Here is a 14,510-nt window from a genome sequence, read left to right on the forward strand (position 1 = left end):
GGTTCTGTCGGTAACAGTGGACACGCCGATCCAGGGGAGCCCATGAACACCGAACGTCTCACCACCAAGAGTCGCGAGACCATCACCGCTGCCGTCGCCCTGGCCAACCAGCGCGGGCACGCCACCGTGGAGCCGTGGCACCTGCTGCTGTCGCTGCTGGACACCGAGGGGTCGACCGCTGCCGGCCTGCTGCGCGCCGTCGGGGCCGACCCCGCCGAGCTGCGCCGGGCCGCCGAGCGGGCCATCGACGCGCTGCCCGCCGCCCGTGGCTCCAGCATCGCCGAGCCGACCCTGGCCCGCGAGTTCGTCAACGCCATCGGCGCCGCCGAGCAGATCGCCCGGCCGCTCGGCGACGAGTACACCTCCACCGAACACCTGCTCGCCGGTCTGGCCCGCGTCGGCGGCGCCGTTTCCGGCGCGCTGAAGGCCGCCGGCGCCACCGAGGAGAACCTGGTCGCAGCCTTCCCGACGGTGCGTGGCGGAGACCGCCGAGTCACCAGCGCCGACCCGGAGCAGACCTACCAGGCCCTCGCGAAGTACGGCGTCGACCTGACCGCGAGCGCCCGGGACGGCAAGATCGACCCGGTGATCGGCCGCGACTCCGAGATCCGCCGCGTGATCCAGGTGCTGTCCCGGCGCACCAAGAACAACCCGGTGCTGATCGGTGAGCCCGGCGTCGGCAAGACCGCCATCGTCGAGGGTCTGGCCCAGCGGATCGTCGCCGGTGACGTGCCCGAGTCGCTGCGCGACAAGAAGCTGGTCTCGCTCGACCTCGGCGCGATGGTCGCCGGTGCGTCGTACCGGGGCCAGTTCGAGGAGCGACTCAAGTCCGTCCTGGAGGAGATCAAGAACTCCGACGGGCAGGTCATCACCTTCCTCGACGAGTTGCACACCGTGGTCGGCGCCGGCAAGGGCGAGGGCTCGATGGACGCCGGCAACATGCTCAAGCCGATGCTGGCCCGCGGTGAGCTGCGAATGGTCGGTGCCACCACGCTGGACGAGTACCGCGAGCACATCGAGAAGGACCCGGCCCTGGAGCGCCGCTTCCAGCCGGTGCTGGTGGGCGAGCCCACCGTCGAGGACACCATCGGCATCCTGCGCGGGCTCAAGGAGCGCTACGAGGTGCACCACGGCGTACGCATCACCGACGCCGCCCTGGTCGCCGCCGCCGCCCTCTCCGACCGGTACATCACCGACCGCTTCCTGCCGGACAAGGCGATCGACCTGGTCGACGAGTCGGCTTCCCGGCTCCGGATGGAAATCGACTCGCGTCCGGTCGAGGTGGACGAGATCGAGCGGGCGGTACGCCGGCTGGAGATCGAGGAGATGGCGCTGGCCAAGGAGCCGGACGCGGCCTCCGCCGAGCGCCTCGAACGGCTGCGCAAGGAGCTGGCCGACAAGCGCGAGCAGCTCACCGCCCTCTCCGAGCGCTGGAAGCTGGAGAAGAGCCACATCACCAAGCTCTCCACGGCCAAGGAGGAGCTGGAACGGCTCGGCGGCGAGGCCGAGCGGGCCGAGCGCGACGGTGAGCTGGAGCGCGCCGCCGAGCTGCGGTACGGCCGCATCCCCGCGCTCAAGGCCGACCTGGCCAGGGCCGAGGAGGAACTGGCCCGGCTCCAGTCCGACGGCGCGATGCTCAAGGAAGAGGTCGGCGCGGACGACATCGCCGCCGTGGTCGCCTCCTGGACCGGCATCCCCGCCGGCCGGCTGTTGGAGGGCGAGACCGCCAAGCTGCTGCGGATGGAGGAGTCGCTGGGCGAGCGCGTCGTCGGCCAGGCCGAGGCGGTCGGCGCGGTCGCGGACGCGGTCCGCCGTGCCCGGGCCGGGGTGGCCGACCCGGACCGCCCCACCGGCAGCTTCCTCTTCCTCGGTCCGACCGGTGTCGGCAAGACCGAGCTGGCCAAGGCGCTCGCCGAGTTCCTCTTCGACGACGAGCGGGCGATGGTCCGCATCGACATGAGCGAGTACGGCGAGAAGCACTCGGTGGCCCGTTTGGTCGGTGCCCCGCCCGGCTACGTCGGGTATGAGGAGGGCGGCCAGCTCACCGAGGCGGTGCGTCGCCGGCCGTACTCGGTGATCCTGTTGGACGAGGTGGAGAAGGCCCACCCGGACGTCTTCGACCTCCTGCTCCAGGTGCTCGACGACGGCCGGCTCACCGACGGCCAGGGCCGCACGGTCGACTTCCGCAACGCGATCCTGATCCTCACCTCGAACCTTGGCTCGGGCGTGATCAGCGATCTGACGCTCGCCGAGGAGCAGCGCCGCGAGGGCGTCCTCGCGGTGGTCCGGTCGCACTTCAAGCCGGAGTTCCTCAACCGGCTCGACGACATCGTGGTCTTCGCCGCCCTCCGGGGCGACCACCTGCGGGCCATCGTGGACATTCAGCTGTCGCGGCTGCGGAACCGTCTTGCGGACCGCCGGCTGGCGCTGGACATCACCGAGGCGGCGCGCACCTGGCTCGCCGAGCACGGGTACGACCCGATCTACGGTGCGCGGCCGCTGCGCCGGTTGGTCCAGTCCGCGATCGGTGACCAACTGGCCAAGGCCCTGCTCGGCGGTCAGATTCGCGACGGCGACACGGTGCGGGTCGACCTCACCGAGTCCAAGGACGGCCTGACGGTGACCAGCGCCTGACGGCCGCCGTGCTGCGCGGCCCGGCGGTCAGGGTCACGATGGAAGCATGTTCGGAAGAGGGAAGAAGGGCTCCGGGTTGGCGGCGGCCATCGCGCGACTCGCCGACGCCGGGACGGTCGCGTTCGGCGGGGTGGGGCTCGCGGGGTCGCTGCTTCCGGAGACCGAGGCGTACCAGCGGGTGGCGGCGGCCATCGCCGAACAGCCCGACGAGGTACGCGAACAGCTTCACCGACTGCTCTCAGCCGGCGCACCGGCGGGCCGGGTGTACGCCGCCACGCTGCTGGAGCAGCTCGACCCGGCGGCCGGCCGGGCGGCCTGGACCGCGCTGCGAGGCGACCCGGCTGAGCTGCCGACCATGACCGGGTGCGTCATGGGCACCACCACGGTGGGCGAGTACGCCGTGGAGCGGCTCACCGGAGCGTGACCCTCCTGACCCACGGCATCGGCCGTTTGATCGAACCGGAATGGGACTCCGCGCTGGTGACGCGCCGTTCGGCTGGCGTCGTGTCACGCCGGAATGGCCTGGTACCGATACGGTGAAGCGCGTTCCAGGGAAGGAGAGAGATGGCCGATCCTCAGAGCACGCCGGCCCGAACCCGGCCGAGCGTGGTGACGATATCCGCGTACCTGTTGTTGCTGTTCGCAATCTGCCAACTCATCAGCGTGATTATCTCGCTGACCACCATCGGCACCGTCCGTAAGGTGATGGAGGAGGCGTACCGGGGCTCCACCGCCGAGGGGGTGGAGAACGTCGCCGACCTTGTGGTGATCGTCGGCGTCGGTACCGCCGTCTTCACGCTGCTGGTGTCACTCGCGCTGTTCGGCCTGGGCCTGATGAACCTGCGCGGCAAGAACGGCACGCGGATCGCCACCTGGATCGTCGGCGGCATCCTGTTCTGCTGCGTCGGCTTCGGCGTGCTCAGCGGTGTGGCCGGCGGCATCAGCGCACCGGGCGAGAGCAGCGGCGACATGCCGAGCCAAGCGGAAGTCCAGCGCCGGCTGGAGGAGGCTCTGCCGTCCTGGGTCAACCCGGTCAGCACGCTGCTCGGCGTGATCAGCCTGATTTCGTTGCTGGCGGCGCTGATCCTGCTGGCCCTGCCGAAGGCCAACGAGTTCTTCCGCAAGCCGACTCAGCAGTGGGAGCCGCCGATGCCCGGTGGCAGCTACCCGAGCCAGCCCGGCTACCCGCCGACTCCGGGCTACCCGCCAGCGCCGGGCTACCCCGGCACCTCGGAGCAGCCGGGCTACCCACCCACCTCCGGCCAGCCCGGCTACCCGCCGGCTCCAGGGCAGCCAGGCACGCCCGGTCAGTCGCCCTCGGGCGAACAGCTCGGCGGGCCGAGCGGGCAGAACCCACCGACCGGCGGCCCGCAGCAGCCCGGCGAGCAGCCGCCCCCCACCGACCGGCCCGGCTGAGCGCCGGTGAGTTGACCGCGACTGCGACGGTCCCTCCGAGTAGGTTGCATCCGAAAGCGCCTACCGGAGGGATTCGTCGTGTCGTACCCCGAACAGGCACCGGCCCGACGGCCAGCCGTGGTCGTGCTGGCCGTGGCGGTGCTGGCGGTGATGGCGCTCGGCGCGCTCGGGTACGCCGTGGCCGGCCTGAGCACCGTCGGCGGCACTGTGGCCCGGTTCCGTACGGCTGCTGCCGGCACCTCGGCCGACGCCGGCCAGGTCGACGCGGTCGTCACCCTGCTGCGGGGCTCGGTCATGTTGTCGGCGGTGCTGAGCCTGCTCGCGGGTTTCCTTCTTGCCGGTCTGGCGCTCGGTCTGGCCGCCGGACGGCCCGGTGCCCGGGTCGCCACCTGGGTGGTCGCCGGGCTCGGCCTGCTGCTCGGCTGTTGCGGGATCGCGGCCCTCGTCGTGCAACGCGCCGCGCCCCTGGACTTCGGCGACGATCGGGTCGCCGCAGAGTTGGTCAGCCTGGTCGCCGACGCCCACCCGTCGTGGTGGATTCCGCTCACCGCGACCCTTTCGGTCGCCCAGGTGCTCGGTTACCTTGTGGTCGCCGCGCTGTTGGCGATTCCGTCGGCCAACGCCTGGTTCCGCCGGAGCCCGGCACCGCCGTCGGTTCCACCACCGGCCGGACCGCCCGCCGGTTACCCGCCAGCACCGTCCGGTTATCCGTCAGCACCGTCGGGTCACCCACCGGCACCGTCGTCCGGTTACCCGTCGCCGGCACCGCCGCACCAGCCCTATCCGCCGCTCGGGGCACCGCCGTCGCCCCCCTACCCGCCGAGGTGAAGAGGTCCGTGACGTCCACCCCACCGTCCGGCGAACGTTGGGCGTTGATCACCGGAGCGACCGCGGGCATCGGGGCGGCGTTCGCTGGGCGACTCGCCTCCGATGGTTGGCACCTGGTGCTCGTCGCTCGAGACGCGGAGCGGCTCGCCACGCAGGCGGCCGAACTGACCGGGCGGCACGGCGTCGAGACCGAGACGATCGCCGCCGATCTGTCCACCGACGACGGCTGCGCCCGGGTCGAACGACGACTGGCCGAAGCTCCGTCCGTCGAACTGCTCGTCAACAACGCCGGCATCAGCCTGAACACCCCGTTCCTCCGTTCGTCGCCCGCGGACGAGGTCCGACTACTCCGGCTCAACGTGCACGCGGTGCTGCGGCTGACCCTCGCCGCCCTGCATACGATGACTGAGCGACGCCGCGGGGCAGTGATTAATGTCTCTTCCGTCGCGGGTTTCGGCGCGCTCATGCCGGGCTCGACGTACTCCGCCAGCAAGGCGTGGGTCACCAACTTCAGCGAGTCGGTCGGCCAGTCTGCCCGCCCCTTCGGCGTACGCGTGATGGCGCTCTGCCCTGGCTACACCCGCACCGAGTTTCACCAGCGGGCCGGCATCGACATGTCGAAAACTCCCGAATGGATGTGGCTCAGCGCGCCGGCTGTGGTCGACGAAGCCTTGCGTGACCTGCGGAAAGGCAAGCTCGTCAGTGTCCCGTCCTGGAAGTACAAACTGGCCGTGGCGGGCCTTCGACACGCCCCGCGCCGGTTGCTCGCCCGGGTGGCCCGGGACACTCGGGGTCGGATCGGCCGCGATCACGGATGATTCGCCCACGGGCTACGGGGGGCTTCGCCTCGGCGGCCTCGGCGTCACTTCATTCGAGGCAGTGATTGACGCAGGGTAACCGAACATCGTCACCTGTCGGTCCCCAGAAGAGTTGACCGAGGTGGCCCGCGCACGCGGCTCACAGACTTCCGCAGTACCCTCTATCGCCATGGGGGACCACGACGACCTGCGCAAATTCATCTCTGACCTGGCTGTGGTCCATGGCCGGGTGGTGCTCTCCTCCGGCCAGGAGGCCGACTGGTACGTCGATCTGCGTCGCGTCACGCTCCATAATCGGGCGGCGCCGTTGGTGGGCCGAGTGATGCGCGAGTTGACCGCCGACTGGTCGTACGACGCGGTGGGTGGCCTGACCCTGGGGGCCGACCCCATCGCCCTGGCGATGCTGCACGCCGCCGGGCGTCCGTTGGACGCGTTCGTGGTCCGGAAGGCGGGCAAGGCGCACGGGCTGCAACGAAGGATCGAAGGCCCCGATGTGGCCGGTCGTCGGGTGCTGGCGGTGGAGGACACCTCCACCACCGGCGGAAGTGTGCTGACCGCCGTCGAGGCTCTTCGTGAGGCCGGAGCCGAGGTCGTGGGGGTGGCGGTTATCGTTGATCGTGGTGCCGGCGACGCGGTGCGAGCCGCCGGATTGCCCTATCGGGCGGCCTATACGTTGGCTGACCTCGGCCTTGTGGCGTAAAAGTCTGCCGATTCGGATCTGCCGATATGCAGGCGGATCGATGCTGCTGGTGGAAGGATGGAATACGTGGGAACTGCGTTGGCCGAAATGACTATGCCTCAGATCTCGCCGCTTGCCGGCGAGCCGATCGAACGCGCCGACGCCGAACGGCTGGCCGGGGTCCTCAAGGCCCTCGCCGACCCCGCTCGGCTGCGGCTGCTCAGCCTGATCCAGTCGGCACCCGAGGGCGAGGCGTGCGTGTGTGACCTCACCGCGCCGCTCGGCCTCTCTCAGCCGACGGTCAGCCACCACCTGCGCATCCTCACCGAGGCCGGCTTGCTGGAGCGGGAGAAGCGCGGTGTGTGGGCCTACTACCGACTGGTCCCGAGCGCGATCGCCACGATCGCGGACCTGCTCACCCCGCCGCGTAAGCGGGCCACCAAGCGGGCTCGCTGAGTCTTGACCCGCTGGTGGCTGCCCGACCCGGCAGCCACCAGCGGGACGGGATCAGCGGACGTGGGACGTCTCGTACGTCTCCTCGGTGAGCTCCCGAGCGGCCCGGCGAAGCCGGCGACGTTCGGCGATGACCATTGCCGTGACCACGGCGACGCCAAGCAGGAACAGCGTGCCGATGGTCAGGATGTTCTCGCCGGGCGCGTGTAGGTCACGCTCGTCGGACTGCCATGGCCAGAGCGCCCGCAGGCTGCCCAACAGAGCACCGGACATCACCGCGAGGGTCATCCGGCGATGCTCCTCCAGCAGCCACTGCAGCAGCTTGACGAAGAGCGACAGACCGATCACCATGCCGATCGCGAAGATCGCCAGGTAGCCGAAGTCGCGGTCGTTGAGCGCGGTGATCGTCGGCTCGTAGAGGCCGACGGTCAGCAGCAGGAACGACCCGGAGACCCCGGGCATCACCAGGGCGCAGACCGCGACCGCCGCCGCCACCAACACGATCAACGGGTGCGGTGTGAGGGTGGCCTGCGGCAGTCCGGTCAGCGCGAACGCGGCCACCGCGGCGAGCGCCAGCGCGACGATCTCGACCCGCCGCCACGGCGCGCCGACCATCGAGATCGGCACCATCACCGAGGCGAGCACCAGCCCGAGGAAGAGCCCGCGGGTCTGCTCCGGGTACCCGGTCAGCAGCGGTTCCAGCGCCTTCGCGGCGATCAGCAGACCGGGCAGCATGCCGATCAGGAGCGGGACGACCACTGCCCAGTGCACCTGCCGCAGTTGGTGACCCGCGCGCGTCCAGCCGCGTCCGCGCGGGACGTCGGTGGCCGCGTACCGGGCGGCGCTCACCACGTGACCGGCGGACGCGATCACCCGCTCGTACACGCCGGTGACCAGCGCGATGGTTCCGCCGCTGATCCCCGGCACGGCCTCGGCCACGCCGATGGCCGCGCCGCGCAGCACGTGACCTACCCGTTCACCCAATGCCATGAAGATTCCGCTCCGTATGCCGCTCGACCTGATCATGTGGCGGTTGCCACGGCGGCCCAGGCTACCGGCGGCCACAGTGCAAGAAAGGGCCCCCTATTAACGCCTGCGGTAGAGGAAGGGCCCCTTTTTAACAATCAGGTGAGGGTGCTCCGGCGGCCGGTCCAGTCGCAGCCGCGCGGCGGGCTGCTGGTCGGTGGGGTCGGGGCCGACGACCGGCGAGCGCATGTGTGAGACGTCGATGCCGGCGCGCAGGCCAGGGATAGGAGACGTACCTGGTAAGGACCGGTCGGCCGACGATGTGTACTGGTGAGGGTGTGTAGCGCCAGGGAGGGGGTCAGCGGTAGTCGTCCTCGTCGGCCGCGACCACCCGGGCCTGCTCCATCGCGTCCCAGTCGGCGACCTCCAGGCCGCGGCTCGGCTCGTCCTCGACGTCGGTGACGTCGACCACCCGGGCCTGCTCGACCGCGTCGGCCGGATCGGCCTCCAGGTCACGTTCCTCCGGGCTGAGGTGGTCGCCGGGGGCGAAGTCCTCGTCGGGCTGGCCCATCAAGTCCCTCCGGGATGTCGGTGGACGGTACCCATCCACCGTACGGGCTGCGCCTGCACCTCGCTGGGAAGCGACGCCGGGCGAGGGTACGCCACCCGCAGAACCGAGTCGGTCGAATCGCCCCCACCCGGGCTGTCTTCGATGCCAGGATGGCACCGTGGGGTTCCTCATCCGGCTGGCGACGACCGCCGTCGCGCTGTGGATCACCACGCTGATCGTTCCCGGAGTCGAGGTGACCGGCCGGACCGGTTACCACAGTGCGTTCACCCTGATCATCGTCGCGTTGATCTTCGGGGTGGTCAACGCGGTGCTCAAGCCGGTCATCAAGGTGGTGGGCTGTGTTTTCTACCTGTTGACGCTGGGCCTGTTCGCGCTGGTGGTCAACGCCCTGCTGTTCCTGCTGACGAACTGGATCGCTCGGGCGCTCGACCTTCCGTTCCACGTCGATGGTTTCTGGCCGGCCTTCTGGGGGGCGATCGTGATGGCAGTGGTGACCTGGCTGATCAGCGTGGTGGTACCGGATACCGCAGACCGGCGGTGAACCAGCCCGGTTGTGCCCGGCCGGGCCAGCTACGGGATACTTCCGGAGGAGGACAGCGCGGTCCGGCGGACCCGTGGAGACCGGACGGCCGCACGGCCGACCGCCCATGGAGATCAGCCGGCCGTCCGGCCGACCGTCCGAGGGGATCCAGGCGGCCGTAGGGCCGGCGCAAGGAGAACAGCGGCCGCACGGCCGACAGCGGCAAGTAAGGAGCGTTCGACATGCCCATCGCTTCCCCGGAGGCTTACGCCGAGATGCTGGACCGCGCCAAGGCCGGCCGGTACGCCTACCCGGCGATCAACGTGACGTCCTCGCAGACGCTGAACGCGGCGCTCAAGGGCTTCGCCGACGCGGAGAGCGACGGCATCATCCAGGTCTCCACCGGTGGTGCGGAGTACCTCTCCGGTCCTTCCGTGAAGGACATGGTCACCGGCGCGGTGGCGTTCGCCGCCTACGCCCACGAGGTGGCCAAGAAGTACCCGGTCAACATCGCGCTGCACACCGACCACTGCCCCAAGGAGAAGCTGGACACGTTCGTCCGGCCGCTCATGGCCATTTCTCAGGAGCGGGTCCGCAACGGCCAGGAGCCGCTGTTCCAGTCGCACATGTGGGACGGCTCGGCCGTGCCGGTGGCGGAGAATCTGGAGATCGCTGCCCAACTCCTCGACGAGGCTGCCAAGGGCAAGATCGTTCTGGAGATCGAGGTCGGCGTCGTCGGTGGCGAGGAGGACGGCGTCGAGAACGCCATCAACGACAAGCTCTACACCACCGTCGAGGACGGCCTGGCCATGGTCGATGCGCTGGGCCTGGGCGAGAAGGGCCGCTACATGGCGGCGCTGACCTTCGGCAACGTGCACGGTGTCTACAAGCCGGGCAACGTGAAGCTCCGTCCGGAAATCCTGAACGAGATCCAGGAGGCGGTCGGCGCCAAGTACGGCAAGGAGAAGCCGCTCAGCCTGGTCTTCCACGGCGGTTCCGGCTCGCTGCTGTCCGAGATCCGCGAGGCGCTGGACTACGGCGTGGTGAAGATGAACATCGACACCGACACGCAGTACTGCTTCTCCCGCCCGGTCGCCGACCACATGTTCCGCAACTACGACGGGGTGCTCAAGGTCGACGGCGAGGTCGGCAACAAGAAGATGTACGACCCCCGAGTGTGGGGCAAGGCCGCCGAGGCCGGCATGGCCGCCCGCATCGTGGATGCCTGCGAGCACCTGCGCTCGACCGGCACCACGATGACCAAGTGACGTATCGACGCTGAACACGCCGGGGCGGCCGGTCCGATCTGCTCGGGCCGGCCGCCTCGTCGTCACCGGGTCAGCAGGTGAACGGCCTCGTGGGCGTCGTCGGTGAGGTGCACGGTGTCCGACAGGTCGCCGAACGGTGAGGTGGCCAGCAAAGGGCGCAGCAAGGACTCCACCGGCAACTCCTCCGTCCAGTACCTGCGGTCCAGGAAGACGTACGCGCCGCTGACCCCGTCGGTGCCGTAGTAGGTCTTGGTGGCTGCCTGAAACACCTCCTGCACGGTGCCGGCCCGGCCGGGGGCGAAGACGATCCCGCCCCGCGCCAGTCGCAGGATGGTGTCCTCACGAATGGCGTTCGAGAAGTACTTGGCGATCCGGCCGGCGAACAGGTTCGCCGGCTCGTGGCCGTAGAGCCAGGTGGGGATGGCCAGCCCACCGCAGCTTGCCCAGTCCAGATCGCCACTGGTCAACGCGGCCGAGTCCGCCCGGTAGGTGGTGAATGCGGTGACCGGTTCGCTGCCGCCGCCCGGCGGGGTGATCGACTGACCGAACACCTCCCTGACTTTCAGCGCGGCAGCCGTGTAACGGTCGTGGTCGGTGAAGTCCGGCGCGGTGGCGAGCAGGTCGATGGCGTCGGAGAGCTCCTCCGCCGGCCGGGTCGACAGGTACGCGCCCAGGTTGGCGGCCTCCATCACCCCCGGTCCGCCGCCGGTCACCACCAGGCGGTGAGCCCTGGCCAGTTCCCGGCCGAGCACCGCGGCCATCCGGTACGACGCACTGCCCCGGGGCACCGCGTGCCCGCCCATCACACCGACCACCGACTGCGGTCCGTGGCTGGTCAACCAGGTGCGGGTGGCGTCGGCGAGCGCGTTGTCCACGCCGTGGTCGTGCAACCGCTGGCCGAGGGCCTCCCGTACGTCGGGTAGCGCGCCGCCGTGGGCCCGGAAGTGCGCGTACACCCGGGTGTCGTACATCGCCTCGAACCCGCCCTCGGCGAAGCCGGCCGCCAACTCCTCGGGGGTGTAGAGGTGCGGCGGCTGGGTCGGGTACGGCAGCCCGGAGAACGGCGGCACCACGTTGGCACCTCGCTGGACCAGGTCGGCGCCGACCTGGCGGGAGGCGAACCGGCAGCCGACGAAAAGGGTTCCGGCCACCTCGACGCCGGTGAAATCGGGAACGGGGTCCAGATTCAGTTGGAGCCCCTGGATGGTCAGGCCGACCAGGCTGCCGGTGGCCAGCCGCCGGTCGAATTCCGACCGGGTCTGGATCTCGTTGGTCCAGGTGTGCGGCTCGATGACGTCTGCGGGGGGTGGAGTCGGCATCGGCTCATCCTGCCCGCCCGGCTCAACCCTGTCGGACGCGGCTTGACGACCCGGAAATCGGACGGGAGCCCGGCGGCCTGGCCGGGCTCCCGCACATCCGGCTCCTGGGGAGGCTCCGGACTTCCAGTTGTAGTGGAAATCACCGGGGCGGGGGGGATGGACCGCAGGCGTGACGGACCTCTCGCCCGTTCAGCCAACGGGCTTGCCGGACCCCCTCGCGTATCCCGGTCCGGAGCGGGTTGAATGAGGCGATGCAGAACCTGTTGCCTGAGCCACCCGCCACGTTCCTGCCCGCCAACGAGGAGGCCGACGCTGACCTGGCAGCGGCCGAGCAGGACGGCCATGACGAGGCGTTCGCCTCGGTGGCGGCCCGGTTCCCGACGCACAGCGCGGCCTGGGCTGCGCTGGCCGCCCGGGCTCTCACCGAGAGCCAGTTCGTTCCGGCGTACGCGTACGCCCGGACCGGCTACCACCGGGGCCTGGATCAGCTGCGCCGTAACGGCTGGAAGGGTCACGGCCCGGTGCCGTGGTCGCACGAGCCGAACCGTGGCTTCCTGCGCTGCCTGTACGTGCTCTCCCGGGCCGCCGACGAGATCGGCGAGGCGGACGAGGCGGCCCGCTGTGCCCAGTTCCTCCGCGACTGCGATCCGGCCGCTGCCGACGCACTGGCCAGCAACTGACCGCCGGCGGCCGGGGTCGGTCGGGTGGTCGGCTACAGCCCTTCGGCCACCGCTGCGGCGATCTTGAGCCAGGCGTCCCGGGTGGCCGAGGATAGCTGGGCGTAGCGGATCGGCTCTCCGGTGTCGATGAGCCTTTCGTACGGGGCCAGCAGTACGGCCCTGGTCCGCGCAGCGAAGTGCTCCTGGATCGCGGGCAGGTCGATCTCCTTGCGGGACGGTGGCATGGAGACCACGGTGACCGCCTGCCGGACCAGCCGTTGCCGCCCGCTCTGCTCAAGGTGGTCGAGCATCCGGGCGGCCGTCTCGGCCGAGTCGTTACGCGCTGACATGGTGACCACGAGTTGGTCGGTGGCGTCCATCGCGGCCTGCCAGTTCTGCGCGCGTACGTTGTTCCCCGTGTCCACGAAAATCAACTTGTAGAAGCGGCTGACCACCTCGCGGATCTCGCCGAAGGCGGCCGCGGTGAGCATCTCACCGCCGGTGGCCGACTCGTCGGAGGCGAGCACGTCGAACATCCCCTCGCCCTGCGAGCGGACGTACTGCGACAGGTCGCCGACCCGCCCGTGCGCGCCGTGGAACTGGCCCAGGTCGCGCAGCAGGTCCCGCACCGTACGCGAGTGGAAGTCCTGCTGGGCGCGCATGCCGAGGGTGCCCTGGGTCTCGTTGTTGTCCCAGGCCAGCACGTACCCGCCGCGCTTCTGCCCGAAGGTCATCGCGAGCAGCAGGATGGCGACGGTCTTGCCCGCCCCGCCCTTCGGGTTGACCACGGTCACCTGCCGGAGCCCGCCGAAGTTGCGGCGCACCGTCTCGATGTCGCGCTTGAGTTCCAGCTCGTGCCGTCCCGGCGCGAGCTTCACCAGGCCCGTCTTGTTGACCACGGCGCGGACGCCCATCGTCGCGACCGGATCGGCCGGGCGCACCTGCCGCCGCCGGGCGAAGTCCTCGGCGGTCGGCGCGCCACCCACCTCCGGGTTCCAGTCCTGCTCGGCGTACGCCGGCGGCACCCGGGACGCGGTCTCGGCCGGCTGGTACGGCTGGTGCGGCAGCGGGTGAGCCATCGGCGTCGGTGCGCCCTGCTGCTGCCAGGGCACCGGATTCCAGGCCGGCTGCGGTGGGAACGGTCCGGGCGGCACTGCCGGGTACGCCGGCTCGGCCGGGGGCGGCATCGGCCCGGCGTGCGGCGGAACGGGTGGCCCGCTCTCCGCCGCCGGCGGCAACGGGCCAGGAAACTGCGGCGTGACCGGGCCGGCGGCACCATCAGGCGGCGGCACGGGCGCCGTGCCGTGATGTGGTGCGGGTGCCGTGCCGTGATGTGGTGCGGGTGGCATTCCGTAATGTGGTGCGGGTGGCATCCCGTGATGCTGAGATCCCGGCGGGCCGGGAAGGGGCTGCGGCACCGGTGGCAACGGCTGGGCCGGTGAGGCCCAGGTGGGCCGCGGCGGGACTGCGGGCCCCTCGCCGGACTCGACCGGGGCTGCGACCTCGGGAGCGGAACGCTGCGGTGGCTGCGCCCAGGGTGATTCTGCCTGCGGACGGAACACCGGGGGTGGATCGCCTGTCTGGTCGTGGATGTCCGCACCGGAGTCGGTCGGGGCGTCCGTCGTACCGCTCACGTCGGCGATGGCCGTCGACCCATCGTCGGCGACGGGCACCGTGGGGAACGGGCCGCCGTCGACCCTGCCGGGCATCGCCGGAGATGGGCCGGCGTCGGCCGAGGTGTTGTGCCTGCCAGTGGTGAGCGAGGTCGGCCCGTCGAGGGTGAACGGCTGGTTCAGGTCGACCTGGGCGGCTTCCGGCAGGGGACCGTCGGGCAGCGAAGCCCGGCCGGTCGCGGTCGGCCCGCCCGACTCACCGCCGGGAACCGTCGGTGCTCCTGATTCCGGACCGGTGCTGGGTGGCGCGGGCGACTCCCAGCCGGTGGCGGTCGGCCCCCCGCCGGTCAGCGACGGATAGTCGGCGGGCGAGGGTGGAACGGCCGGGTGGCCGGGCGTCGGGTGCCCGGAATGCGGCGCCGCCGGGTGCCCGGGCAGCGGTGCCGCCTGGTCGGGCGCCGGTTGCCCGGGATACAGCGGCGTCGGATATCCGGGTTGCGGCGTCGGCGGTTGGCCGGGGTACGGCGGCGCCGGTTGTCCGGGTTGCGGCGTCGGCGGTTGGCCGGGGTACGGCGGCGCCGGTTGTCCGGGCACCGGCGGAACGGCAGGTGGCGGGTCGCCCCATGCCGGTGCCCCGAAGCCGTCGATCTGATCGGGTGGCCAGAGTGGTTCGATGTCCCGTTCCGGCACCCCCTGCTGGCCGGGCGTGTGCGCCCGGTCGGCGTTCTCGTCCACCACGGTTCCTCCCCATTCCCCTGCCGAGGAT

At 70.8% G+C, this 14,510-nt stretch carries 13 protein-coding genes and 1 pseudogene; 10 read left to right on the top strand and 4 right to left on the bottom strand.

What is annotated here, in order from left to right:
* Window positions 1–42: 42 nt before the first annotated feature.
* The 7 genes and pseudogenes from clpB (at window position 43) to Vqi01_RS15395 (ending at window position 6,831) form a co-directional block, all read left to right on the top strand.
* Window positions 43–2,634 carry an ATP-dependent chaperone ClpB gene (gene clpB, locus Vqi01_RS15365; protein WP_204035475.1) on the top strand — a complete coding sequence of 864 codons (2,592 nt, stop codon included), beginning with the start codon at window positions 43–45 and terminating at the stop codon, window positions 2,632–2,634.
* Between the two features lie 46 nt (window positions 2,635–2,680).
* Window positions 2,681–3,058 (top strand): hypothetical protein, encoded by a 378-nt coding sequence (locus tag Vqi01_RS15370; protein ID WP_204035476.1) that lies wholly within the window; start codon window positions 2,681–2,683, stop codon window positions 3,056–3,058.
* 140 nt (window positions 3,059–3,198) lie between these two features.
* On the top strand, window positions 3,199–4,050 hold the full coding sequence (locus Vqi01_RS15375; protein WP_204035477.1) for a cation:proton antiporter family protein: 852 nt from the start codon (window positions 3,199–3,201) through the stop codon (window positions 4,048–4,050).
* Between the two features lie 78 nt (window positions 4,051–4,128).
* Window positions 4,129–4,725, top strand: a pseudogene (locus tag Vqi01_RS15380) (hypothetical protein); the annotation flags it as partial.
* A gap of 161 nt (window positions 4,726–4,886) precedes the next feature.
* Window positions 4,887–5,696, top strand: a complete 810-nt coding sequence (locus tag Vqi01_RS15385) for an SDR family NAD(P)-dependent oxidoreductase (RefSeq protein WP_204035479.1) — start codon at window positions 4,887–4,889, stop codon at window positions 5,694–5,696.
* Between the two features lie 169 nt (window positions 5,697–5,865).
* On the top strand, window positions 5,866–6,396 hold the full coding sequence (pyrE, locus tag Vqi01_RS15390) for an orotate phosphoribosyltransferase (protein WP_204035480.1): 531 nt from the start codon (window positions 5,866–5,868) through the stop codon (window positions 6,394–6,396).
* 57 nt (window positions 6,397–6,453) lie between these two features.
* Window positions 6,454–6,831, top strand: a complete 378-nt coding sequence (locus Vqi01_RS15395; protein ID WP_111244082.1) for an ArsR/SmtB family transcription factor — start codon at window positions 6,454–6,456, stop codon at window positions 6,829–6,831.
* A 51-nt stretch (window positions 6,832–6,882) separates the two neighbouring features.
* Here Vqi01_RS15395 and Vqi01_RS15400 read toward each other — a convergent pair whose 3' ends face one another.
* Entirely contained in the window at window positions 6,883–7,818 is a 936-nt protein-coding gene (locus Vqi01_RS15400; RefSeq protein WP_204035481.1) for a DUF368 domain-containing protein, read from the bottom strand.
* Between the two features lie 334 nt (window positions 7,819–8,152).
* Window positions 8,153–8,365 carry a hypothetical protein gene (locus tag Vqi01_RS15405; RefSeq protein ID WP_204035482.1) on the bottom strand — a complete coding sequence of 71 codons (213 nt, stop codon included), beginning with the start codon at window positions 8,363–8,365 and terminating at the stop codon, window positions 8,153–8,155.
* A gap of 157 nt (window positions 8,366–8,522) precedes the next feature.
* Here Vqi01_RS15405 and Vqi01_RS15410 point away from each other — a divergent pair, with 157 nt between their 5' ends.
* Complete coding sequence (locus Vqi01_RS15410; RefSeq protein ID WP_204035483.1) at window positions 8,523–8,906, top strand: phage holin family protein; 384 nt, start codon at window positions 8,523–8,525, stop codon at window positions 8,904–8,906.
* 221 nt (window positions 8,907–9,127) lie between these two features.
* Window positions 9,128–10,153: a class II fructose-bisphosphate aldolase gene (gene fbaA, locus Vqi01_RS15415; RefSeq protein WP_204035484.1), complete on the top strand. Its 1,026-nt coding sequence runs from the start codon at window positions 9,128–9,130 to the stop codon at window positions 10,151–10,153.
* A 62-nt stretch (window positions 10,154–10,215) separates the two neighbouring features.
* Here the strand turns inward: fbaA and Vqi01_RS15420 are convergent, their stop codons facing one another.
* A complete protein-coding gene (locus Vqi01_RS15420) occupies window positions 10,216–11,472 on the bottom strand; it encodes an LOG family protein (RefSeq protein ID WP_204035485.1) in 1,257 nt (418 codons plus the stop codon).
* 251 nt (window positions 11,473–11,723) lie between these two features.
* Between Vqi01_RS15420 and Vqi01_RS15425 the strand changes: the two genes are divergently transcribed.
* Window positions 11,724–12,152, top strand: coding sequence for a DUF3151 domain-containing protein (locus tag Vqi01_RS15425; RefSeq protein WP_204035486.1), 429 nt, complete (start codon window positions 11,724–11,726; stop codon window positions 12,150–12,152).
* 32 nt (window positions 12,153–12,184) lie between these two features.
* On the opposite strand, the gene Vqi01_RS15430 is transcribed toward Vqi01_RS15425, so the two are convergent.
* Window positions 12,185–14,482, bottom strand: coding sequence for a MinD/ParA family ATP-binding protein (locus Vqi01_RS15430; protein ID WP_204035487.1), 2,298 nt, complete (start codon window positions 14,480–14,482; stop codon window positions 12,185–12,187).
* Between the last annotated feature and the right edge of the window lie 28 nt (window positions 14,483–14,510).

It is taken from the genome of Micromonospora qiuiae (assembly GCF_016863555.1).
GTDB lineage: Bacteria > Actinomycetota > Actinomycetes > Mycobacteriales > Micromonosporaceae > Micromonospora > Micromonospora qiuiae.

What these genes read in the sequence shown, in the direction of transcription:
- clpB (WP_204035475.1), top strand. Translation starts at nt 43, where the DNA reads ATGAACACCGAACGTCTCACCACCAAGAGTCGCGAGACCATCACCGCT.
- Vqi01_RS15370 (WP_204035476.1), top strand. Translation starts at nt 2,681, where the DNA reads ATGTTCGGAAGAGGGAAGAAGGGCTCCGGGTTGGCGGCGGCCATCGCG.
- Vqi01_RS15375 (WP_204035477.1), top strand. Translation starts at nt 3,199, where the DNA reads ATGGCCGATCCTCAGAGCACGCCGGCCCGAACCCGGCCGAGCGTGGTG.
- pyrE (WP_204035480.1), top strand. Translation starts at nt 5,866, where the DNA reads ATGGGGGACCACGACGACCTGCGCAAATTCATCTCTGACCTGGCTGTG.
- Vqi01_RS15395 (WP_111244082.1), top strand. Translation starts at nt 6,454, where the DNA reads ATGGAATACGTGGGAACTGCGTTGGCCGAAATGACTATGCCTCAGATC.
- Vqi01_RS15400 (WP_204035481.1), bottom strand. Translation starts at nt 7,818, where the DNA reads ATGGCATTGGGTGAACGGGTAGGTCACGTGCTGCGCGGCGCGGCCATC.
- Vqi01_RS15405 (WP_204035482.1), bottom strand. Translation starts at nt 8,365, where the DNA reads ATGGGCCAGCCCGACGAGGACTTCGCCCCCGGCGACCACCTCAGCCCG.
- fbaA (WP_204035484.1), top strand. Translation starts at nt 9,128, where the DNA reads ATGCCCATCGCTTCCCCGGAGGCTTACGCCGAGATGCTGGACCGCGCC.
- Vqi01_RS15420 (WP_204035485.1), bottom strand. Translation starts at nt 11,472, where the DNA reads ATGCCGACTCCACCCCCCGCAGACGTCATCGAGCCGCACACCTGGACC.
- Vqi01_RS15425 (WP_204035486.1), top strand. Translation starts at nt 11,724, where the DNA reads ATGCAGAACCTGTTGCCTGAGCCACCCGCCACGTTCCTGCCCGCCAAC.